This is a genomic window from Pseudomonas sp. 1D4 (assembly GCF_001728925.1).
Classification (GTDB): Bacteria; Pseudomonadota; Gammaproteobacteria; order Pseudomonadales; family Pseudomonadaceae; genus Metapseudomonas; species Metapseudomonas otitidis.
The window spans coordinates 60,880-70,269 of record NZ_LXJQ01000031.1 but is presented as its reverse complement, the minus strand read 5'-3'; the positions used below and the strand labels follow the sequence as shown (position 1 = coordinate 70,269).

Genomic DNA, 9,390 nt, shown 5'->3' with positions numbered 1-9,390 from the left:
CAGCAGATCAAACGCCGCGAATCCGCAACCACTCCGGAACCGCACCCCATTTCAAACACTTAACTCATTGATTTTCAAGGATTTTTCGTTGTCCGCCGTGGGAGTGGTGCGCATTATAGAGACCTCAGCCACGGCGTCAACACCTATTTTCAATCTGCAGTTGAACCATGCTTTTGAGACGGGTTCCGCGTTCCCGAAACTCCACGCCTCACCGGTTGAACCTGGGGCTCTGCGGGGAATCAGACTCTGCTCAAGCCCGTGGCAGACAACCCCGCCACCCGCTGTCCAATTACAAGAGGAAGAGCCGTGCAGGAACTGAACATCAAGGTTGGTGACCATCTCGACCTGGGCGAAGGTGTCGTAGTCCGTGTTGTCGCAGCACAGGGATCGCAGATCAAACTGGGCATCGTCGCGCCCAAGCATGTAGCCGTCCACCGTGAAGAGATCTACAAGCGCATCAACCCGGACCACCGGGTAGCACGCGCCTGCTGAAGCATTACCCCCTCAGCCGCAGCGGATCGACCATCCCTGCGGCGATCGCCATCCCAACCAGGTCCGGCAGGCACTCTGCCCGCATCCGCTTCATCACCCTGGCGCGATAGAGATCGACAGTCTTCACACTAATAGAGAGCTGCTCGGCCACCTCCCGATTGGTGTAGCCCTTCACCAACGGCAGGAACACATCCCGCTCCCGAGGCGTCAGGCTGTCCAAGCGCTCCTGCAGATCCCCCTGACCAAGATTGCGAGCCCGCGCCGAGCGATTCAACGCCTCCTGCACGCTGTCCAGCAGCAACTGCTCGTTGTAGGGCTTCTCGATGAAGTCCTGCGCCCCCGCCTTGAAAGCCCGCACCACAATCGGCACATCCGCGTGACCACTGACAAAGATCACCGGCAGATCGATCCCCCGCGCCCGCAGCTCCTCCTGCACGTTCAGCCCGCCCATCCCGGGCATGCGCACGTCCAGCAACACACAGGCATCCGCCGTTGGCTCGCACGCCTCCAGGAAGGCCTTGCCACTGGTGAACGGCAGCGCCGCCAGCCCCACCGACTCCAGCAGCCAGACCGTGGAATCGAGCATCCCCTGGTCGTCATCTACCACATAGACCACCTGGCGGGCGCTTGTCGTCATCCTTACTACTCCATTCTTGTGATTGTCAGTGCAGCGGCAGGCGGCAACGCATGCGCAACCCGCCCTCCTCCATCGGCTCGCCTTCCAGCGAGCCCCCGAACCCCTCGATGATGCTGCGACTCATCGACAGCCCCAGCCCCAGCCCTTCCGGCTTGCTGGTATAGAAAGGCGTGAAGATGCGCTCCAGCGCCACGGCATCGAGCCCCGGCCCCTCATCGAGCACTTCCACATCAATACCGGCACCCGGCATCAACCGAGCGCTGATCACCACCCGTGAAACCGCCTGCGGATTCGCCTCATGATTAGCCTCGATGGCATTGCGCAACAGGTTCAACAGCACCTGCTCCAGCAGCACCCGATCCGCGAAGACTGATGGCAGCCCCACGGGCAATCGCTCCTCGATCACCACCTGCGCCGCCCCCGCCTCCCAGGCGCAGAGCCGGACCGCCTCGCGCGCCACCTCCGCCACATCCAGCGCCTGCATGCGCCGCTGCCCCTTGCGCAAAAATGCACGCAGCCGCTTGATCACCTCCGACGCGTGCTCCGCATGCTCGGCAATGCGCTCCAGTCCCTGGGCCACCCGCTCAGCCGCCTGGGGGTTGCTGCCCAGGCTTTGCAGATAGCGCTGGCTGGCGCCCACGTAATTCATCACTGCCGCCAACGGCTGGTTGATCTCATGGGCGATACCCGAGGCCAACTCGCCCAGGGTCACCAGGCGTGCCGTATGGGCCAGCTCATCCTGATGGCGACGCTGCTGGGCTTCGCGCAGCTCCCGCTCGCTCATGTCCCGCGCCACCAGCGAGTAATAACGCTCGCCCCCGGCTGCCCGATGCGCCAACAGCACCAGCGAGACCGGCAACGACCCACTGCCATCCAGCGCACACAGACGCGCCTCGGCGCTCCACACCCCCACGCGCTCGGCCTGTGCCTGCCCCGCCTGCAACCGCGCCAGATCGTCAGTCGAGAACAACGCCGCCAGCGACGGCAACCCCAGCCCTTCCCCCAACCCCAGCGCACGACAGGCAGCCGGATTGAGGTCCGTGACCTGCCCCAGCGCATCGAAGAACAGCACCGGATCGGTATTGGCCTCCACCACCTCGGCCAGGCGGCGCTTGTGCTCCTCGGCCTGTACCCGCGCCGTGATATCCCGGGACACGCTCACCACCTCCACCACCGCCCCCGTATAGGTCTCACGGATCGCCCGGCACGCCGTCTCGAACCACAGGTAATGCCCTGCGCGGTGACGGATTCGGTAGGTCATGGTGTGGTAGCCATCGGTCTCCAATGCATCCCGCGCACGCTGGATCAACGGCATCAGGTCCTGCGCATGGAACAGCCCCTGCGCCAACACCCCGCGCAACTCCTCCGGCCAGAAACCCAACAGCGTCCAGGATGCCGGCGATGCATCAAGGAAGCGCCCTTCCGGCGTGTGCCGCGAAATCAGATCCGTGGTGTTCTCCGTGATCAGCCGATACAGACGCCGCGCCTGCGCCGCCTCGCGCTCGGCCAGCAGCGGCCGGGTCGCATCGCGACAGCGCCCCAGCACCCGCTGGTTCTCGGGGTCGGGCACGAAGGTCCAGAGCAGGATGCGCCCATCACACTGCGCCTCCACCTCCTCAACGGCCCTGCACTGCGCCAGGCACGCCCGCACCAGCGCCACATGATTGACCGGCAGGAAGCGCAGCACCGCACCCGGCGGCTGCTCCGCCAGCACGGCCAACAGCGCCGCGTTCAGTTCCAGCGGAACCCCCTCCGCGTCCAGCAGCAGGCTCGGCTGAGGATCGTGGCCCAGCAATGGCGAAGCCCGCATCAGGCCTGCCGACTGCGCCAGCACCGTCGACAGCAGCTCCTCCACCGTCCCCAGCCACTCCAGCCCCACCCCCGGATGTACCTCCACCAGCAGCAGGCCCGGCTGATCGGCCTCCAGCGCCAGGTCGAACACCTGGCCATGGCTGACCCCCGCACGTCGCAGGCGCCCCGCCAACCAGCAGTCCACGCTGCGCACCGCCGACAGGCTCAGGCGCCCCAGCGCCTTCACTCGCTCGAACAGACGGGCATCGCTTGCCCCCAGCGGGTCCCCCTGCCCTGGCGGCAAGTGCTGCCCGCTCCCCTCGTGGGTGTAGATCCCGGCACCCGCCTGCCACACCAGGTAATGGGCCTGGCGCACCTCCGGGTAACCACGTAGCGCCCGGCATAACGCATCCGCCCGCGCAGACACCGCCACACCCTCGCGTTGCAGGCGCAGCCAAGTGTGCAGACGGACAGGGTTGCGGCTCATGGGACGACAGGCTCCAGGGCAAAAACGGCGACAGCCTAGCAGCGCTCGAAGCCTTGGCCTCTACGCCTTAGGTATAAAACGAAACAATATAGTAGATACACGATACTACTCAGGTATTAATTCCATACCCAATAGGAAACGATATATAAATGACCCCGAACGATCCCGGACCCAGGTCAAAAACGACACGCCCGGGGCACAAGAGCTAACAATCAGCCACCGGGTAATCCGCATGTCGATCTATGAACAGGGCCTCGCCCCTGCTGCCGTGAACCATATCGCCCTCAGCCCGCTGAGCTTCATCGAGCGGACTGCCAGCATCTACCCCCACTACCCCGCCGTCGTCCATGGCGCCATCCGCCGCAACTGGGCAGAGACCTACGCTCGCTGCCGCCGACTGGCCTCGGCGCTGGCCGGGCGCGGCATCGGCAAGGGCGACACCGTCGCCGTGATGCTGCCCAACATCCCGCAGATGCTCGAAGCGCATTTCGGCGTTCCCATGATCGGCGCCGTCCTCAACACCCTCAACGTGCGCCTCGACGCCGAAGCCATCGCCTTCATGCTGCAGCACGGTGAAGCCAAGGTCCTGATCACCGACCGCGAATTCTTCGACGTCATCCACGCCGCCGTCGGCATGCTCGACCACCCGCCTCTGCTGGTGGACGTCAACGACCCCGAATACGGCGAAGGCCAGGCCATCAGCGAACTGGACTACGAAGCACTGCTGGCCGAAGGCGACCCCGAGTTCGCCTGGCAATGGCCGGAAGGTGAATGGCAAGCCATCTCCCTCAACTACACCTCCGGCACCACCGGCAACCCCAAGGGCGTCGTCTACCACCACCGCGGCGCGTTCCTCAACGCCCTCGGCAACCAGATGACCTGGGGCCTCGGCCACCACCCCGTCTACCTCTGGACCCTGCCGATGTTCCACTGCAACGGCTGGTGCTACCCCTGGACCATCACCGCCCTCGCCGGCGTCCACGTCTTCCTGCGTCGGGTCGACCCGCAACGCATCCTCACCCTCATCCGCGACGAGCAGGTCACCCACCTGTGCGGCGCCCCCATCGTCCTCAACGCCCTGGTGAACATGCCGCCGGAAGCCAAGGCCGCCATCGACCACCCGGTGCACGCCATGGTCGCCGGCGCCGCCCCGCCGGCCAAGGTCATCGGCGCCGTCGAGGAGATGGGCATCCGCGTCACCCATGTCTATGGCCTTACCGAGGTCTATGGCCCGGTCACCGTCTGTGCCTGGCACGGCGAATGGGACGAACTGCCCCTGGAGGAACGTGCCCGCATCAAGGCCCGCCAGGGCGTGCGCTACCCCACCCTCGAAGGCGTCATGGTCGCCGACCCCAAGACCCTCGAACCGACCCCGCGCGACGGCGAAACCATTGGCGAGATCTTCCTGCGCGGCAACACCGTCATGAAGGGCTACCTGAAGAACCCCACCGCCACCACCGAAGCCTTCAGCGGCGGCTGGTTCCACACCGGCGACCTCGGCGTCTGGCACCCCGACGGCTACGTCGAGATCAAGGACCGCCTCAAGGACATCATCATCTCCGGCGGCGAGAACATCTCCACCATCGAACTGGAAGGCGTCCTCTACCGCCACCCCGCCGTACTGGAAGCCGCCGTGGTCGCCCGCCCGGACGAGAAGTGGGGCGAAACCCCCTGTGCCTTCGTCACCCTCAAGGCCGACCACCAGTCCGTCCGCGAGAGCGACATCATCGCCTTCTGCCGCGACCACCTCGCCGGCTTCAAGGTCCCGCGCACCGTGGTCTTCACCACCCTGCCGAAAACCTCCACCGGCAAGATCCAGAAGTACGTCCTGCGCGACATGGCCAAGGCCCTCTGAGCCAAACCCCGCGCCCCCCCGAGAAAGGCCGCCCACCCGGGCGGCCCCGTCACGCCGAGAGAACACCGATGCCCGAGTACAACGCCCCCCTGCGCGACCTGCGCTTCGTCCTGCATGAACTGTTCGAAGCGCCGCGCCTCTGGGCCCGCCTGCCGGCCCTGGCCGAAACCGTGGATAGCGATACCGCCGACGCCATCCTCGAAGAGGCCACCAAAGTCACCGGCGGCCTGATCGCACCGCTCAACCGCAGCGGCGACGAAGAAGGCGCACAGTGGATCGACGGCCAGGTCATCACCCCAGCCGGTTTCAAGGCCGCCTACGCCACCTATATAGAAGGAGGCTGGGTCGGCCTCTCCGGCAACCCGCAATACGGCGGCATGGGCATGCCCAAGATGCTCGCCGTGCAGTTCGAGGAAATGCTCTACGCCGCCAACTCCAGCTTCGCCCTCTACTCCGCCCTCAGCGCCGGCGCCTGCCTCGCCATCGACGCCCACGCCAGCACCGAACTCAAGCAGGCCTACCTGCCCAACCTGTACGCCGGCACCTGGGCCGGCTCCATGTGCCTCACCGAGCCACACGCCGGCACCGACCTCGGCATCATCCGCACCAAGGCCGAACCCCAGGCGGACGGCAGCTACCGCATCACCGGCACCAAGATCTTCATCACTGGCGGCGAGCAGGACCTCACCGAGAACATCATCCACCTCGTCCTCGCCAAACTCCCCGACGCCCCCGCCGGCCCCAAGGGCATCTCCCTGTTCCTCGTGCCCAAGGTCCTGGTGAACGCAGACGGCAGCCTCGTCCAGCCCAACGCACTCTCCTGCGGCTCCATCGAACACAAGATGGGCATCAAGGCCTCCGCCACCTGCGTGATGAACTTCGACGGCGCCACCGGCTACCTCATCGGCGACGCCAACAAAGGCCTCGCTGCCATGTTCACGATGATGAACTACGAGCGCCTCTCCATCGGCATCCAGGGCATCGGCTGCGCCGACGCCTCCTACCAGAGCGCCGTCGCCTACGCCCGCGAACGCCTGCAGAGCCGCGCCCCCACCGGCCCCCAGGCCCAGCACAAGGTGGCCGACCCGATCCTCGTCCACCCCGACGTGCGCCGCATGCTGCTCACCATGAAAGCCCTCACCGAAGGCGGCCGCGCCTTCGCCTGCTACGTCGGCCAGCAACTCGACCTCGCCAAGTTCAGTGACGACGCCGACGAACGCCAAGCAGCCGAAGCCCTGGTCGCCCTGCTCACCCCTGTCGCCAAGGCCTTCTTCACCGACACCGGCCTGGAAAGCACCGTCCACGGCCAGCAGATATTCGGCGGCCACGGCTACATCCGCGAATGGGGCCAGGAGCAACGGGTACGCGACGTCCGCATCGCCCAGATCTACGAAGGCACCAACGGCATCCAGGCCCTCGACCTGCTCGGCCGCAAGGTCGTCGCCAATGGCGGCACCAGCCTGCGCCGCTTCACTGCCGAGATCCGCCGCTACGCCGCGGAAGACGTCCCCCACCGCGCCGCCCTGCTCGACGCCGTCGACCGCCTGGAGCGCACCACCACCCGCGTGCTGGAACAGGCCGCCAGCGACCCCAACGCCATCGGCGCCGCCTCCGTCGACTACCTGCACCTGTTCGGCTACGTCGCCTATGCCTGGCTCTGGTCCCGCATGGCCCGCATCGCCAGCGAGCGCCAACCCCAGGACCCGGCCTTCTACAGCGCCAAGCAGGCCACCGCCACCTTCTACTTCGAACGCCTGCTGCCCCGCACCCTCAGCCTCGAAGCCAGCATCCTCGCCGGCAGCCGCACCCTCTACGGCATCACCGCCGAGCAGTTCTGACCCCTTAGCGTGACGCGGCCCCGTCCTGGGTGTCCGCGTTTTTTATTCAGGCCAGACGCCACCATCGGACTGGTCAGCTGAAAATGGAAACGGGCCCCAAGGGCCCGTCTCCCATTACTCGTTACACGCCGCTTCAGTCTCGAGTGGCACCTCTGAGGTCTTCCAGCACCTCCCTGCTGGATATCGGGATACCTCTCACCGGCAGAGGCTCTTGAAAACGAGCCGATCGCCAGATGCGTCGCTCTCCGCTCCAGGTATGAAGGACCTCGCCACTGTCCCAGTACAGGCGCTCCAGCAACGCCTCAAACTCCTGCAACCATTCCGGATCGTAGATGTAGAACTCCTTGTAGAAAGCTGCGAAATGGATCAGATGTCCGTAATAGCAATGACCGCGGGAGTTCGGCAGAAAACTGAACATGGAGCGGATCAGATAAGCGCCACATTCCGGCAACTGTGAAAGCACTTCACGATTGTGTTGAACCGCTTCGAGCTCACGCGCGAAGCAATGGATGTAGCCCGAAAGAATGCTCGACATACCTTCCCCCCAGATGCTTGAGCGGGAAAAGATACCAACACCCCCTCCGAATAGTCAGCGCGCGTTGAACTGGATTCCCTGGTAGCAACCCGCGCCAAACGAGCAACACCTTTCCCCTCCCCGTGCATGGTTTGGCCATTTCACGACTTCAAACCGAACAAGCTGACGTGCGGCACCCGGCGCAATGGCAGCCGATGGCAAGAATCCGAGGCGCCAGATCACAAGACGCGGACGTATCCAGCAGCCACCCTCCACACCAGGCTTACCTCATAACAACAACGGAGCGGTCATGACTGACACTAGCACTTCCCCGGGCCAATTGCGCCCAAACGCCGTGGGCATCTGGAGCATCGTTTTCTTCGTCATCGCCACCAACGGGCCACTGACAGGCCTGGTCGGCGTGGTGCCCACAGCAATTCTCATGGGCAATGGCATCGGGTTGCCAAATGCCTTTCTTCTCGCAGGGCTGGTCTACCTGCTGTTCAGCGTGGGGTTCGTGGCCATGGGGCGCTACGTAAGGAATGCCGGGGCCTTCTATGCCTATGTTTCCCACGGGCTCGGGCGCCCGGTGGGCTGTGCAGCTGCCTTCCTGGCACTCGCGGGTTACACCGGCCTGCAAATCGCCTGCTACGGGCTGATCGGGTTCTTCGCTGCTGAATCGCTCAATGCCCTTCAAGTGATCACGGTGCAATGGTGGCAGGTTGCGTTGGGTGTCACCCTGCTCGCCCATGTTGCCGGCCAGCGCAACATCGCCTTCAACGGCAAGTTGCTGGGCGGCCTCATGCTCGCCGAGATGGCCGTCATCGCCCTCCTGGACATGGCCATCGTGCTCATGGCGGACAAACCCGAGGGCTTCACGATGGCGCCCTTCACGCCTGAGCAGGTCTTTACCCCGGGCCTGGGGGCAGCATTCGTATTCGTCGCCGGCGCCTTCATGGGCTTCGAGACCACGGCGATCTACGCCGAGGAGGCACGCAACCCGCAGCGCTCCGTGCCCATAGCCACCTACGTTTCCGTCTCGCTGATCATGCTGTTCTTCGTGGTCTCCAGCTGGCTGCTGATCGTCACGAACGGGCCGGAAAGGACATTGCAGTTGCTTGCGCAGAACCCTGGCGGAATCTGGCTAGACCTGGCCGACCAATTGGTCGGCGCCTGGCTGAGCCACCTCATCACCCTGCTGCTGATCACCAGTCTGTTCGCCGTCATCCTCAGCTTCCACAACACGCTATCCCGCTACCTGTTCGCTCTCGGCAGGGAGGGCGTCCTCTGGCGTGCATTCGCCAAGACCCACCCTCATCAGGACACGCCCTACGTCGCCAGCACCGTGCAGACCGGCTCCGCCATCGCCATCCTGCTGCTCTGCGCGCTCGCCGATGCAGATCCGATGACACAGGTGCTGCCACTGGGCAGCGCACCAGCCTCCATTGGCGTGCTGGCCGTACAGGTACTGACCTGCGTTGCCGTGGTCGCCTTCTTCGCGCGAGCCAAGCGCCATACCTCGCCCTGGCAGCGCCTTGTCGCTCCATTGGCATCTATTGCCGGCCTGCTCACCGGACTGGTGGTGATCATCCAGCACATGGAGATGCTTACCGGCAGTTCGTCACCAGCCCTCAACGCCGCTATTCCCTGTGGGATGCTGCTGGTCGGTCTGGCCGGGCTGGCCGTGGCCTATCGCCTGCGCTGGCGATTCCCTGAGCGCTACGCCAATCTCACCCGGCTACTGGACGAAGCCTGAGCCTCCAGCCCCTCCCGAGG

At 64.9% G+C, this 9,390-nt stretch carries 7 protein-coding genes; 4 read left to right on the top strand and 3 right to left on the bottom strand.

All coding sequences use genetic code 11. The features are described 5' to 3' along the window. Window positions 1-306 precede the first annotated feature (306 nt). Window positions 307-492, top strand: a complete 186-nt coding sequence (locus tag A7D27_RS16600; RefSeq protein ID WP_044401837.1) for a carbon storage regulator — start codon at window positions 307-309, stop codon at window positions 490-492. A gap of 4 nt (window positions 493-496) precedes the next feature. Here the strand turns inward: A7D27_RS16600 and A7D27_RS16595 are convergent, their stop codons facing one another. Both A7D27_RS16595 and A7D27_RS16590 read right to left on the bottom strand, forming a co-directional pair. After that, complete coding sequence (locus tag A7D27_RS16595) at window positions 497-1,129, bottom strand: response regulator transcription factor (protein WP_069565476.1); 633 nt, start codon at window positions 1,127-1,129, stop codon at window positions 497-499. 25 nt (window positions 1,130-1,154) lie between these two features. Further along, window positions 1,155-3,407, bottom strand: coding sequence for a PAS domain S-box protein (locus A7D27_RS16590; RefSeq protein WP_069565475.1), 2,253 nt, complete (start codon window positions 3,405-3,407; stop codon window positions 1,155-1,157). A gap of 232 nt (window positions 3,408-3,639) precedes the next feature. Between A7D27_RS16590 and A7D27_RS16585 the strand changes: the two genes are divergently transcribed. After that, entirely contained in the window at window positions 3,640-5,262 is a 1,623-nt protein-coding gene (locus A7D27_RS16585) for an acyl-CoA synthetase (protein WP_069562319.1), read from the top strand. Window positions 5,263-5,330: 68 nt separating this feature from the next. Further along, the gene (locus A7D27_RS16580; RefSeq protein WP_069562320.1) at window positions 5,331-7,100 is read left to right on the top strand and encodes an acyl-CoA dehydrogenase C-terminal domain-containing protein; all 1,770 of its coding nucleotides are present in this window, start codon (window positions 5,331-5,333) and stop codon (window positions 7,098-7,100) included. Window positions 7,101-7,233: 133 nt separating this feature from the next. On the opposite strand, the gene A7D27_RS16575 is transcribed toward A7D27_RS16580, so the two are convergent. Next, complete coding sequence (locus tag A7D27_RS16575) at window positions 7,234-7,635, bottom strand: hypothetical protein (RefSeq protein ID WP_069562321.1); 402 nt, start codon at window positions 7,633-7,635, stop codon at window positions 7,234-7,236. Between the two features lie 334 nt (window positions 7,636-7,969). Here A7D27_RS16575 and A7D27_RS16570 point away from each other — a divergent pair, with 334 nt between their 5' ends. Then, on the top strand, window positions 7,970-9,370 hold the full coding sequence (locus A7D27_RS16570) for an APC family permease (protein ID WP_218188489.1): 1,401 nt from the start codon (window positions 7,970-7,972) through the stop codon (window positions 9,368-9,370). The last annotated feature ends 20 nt before the right edge of the window (window positions 9,371-9,390 follow it).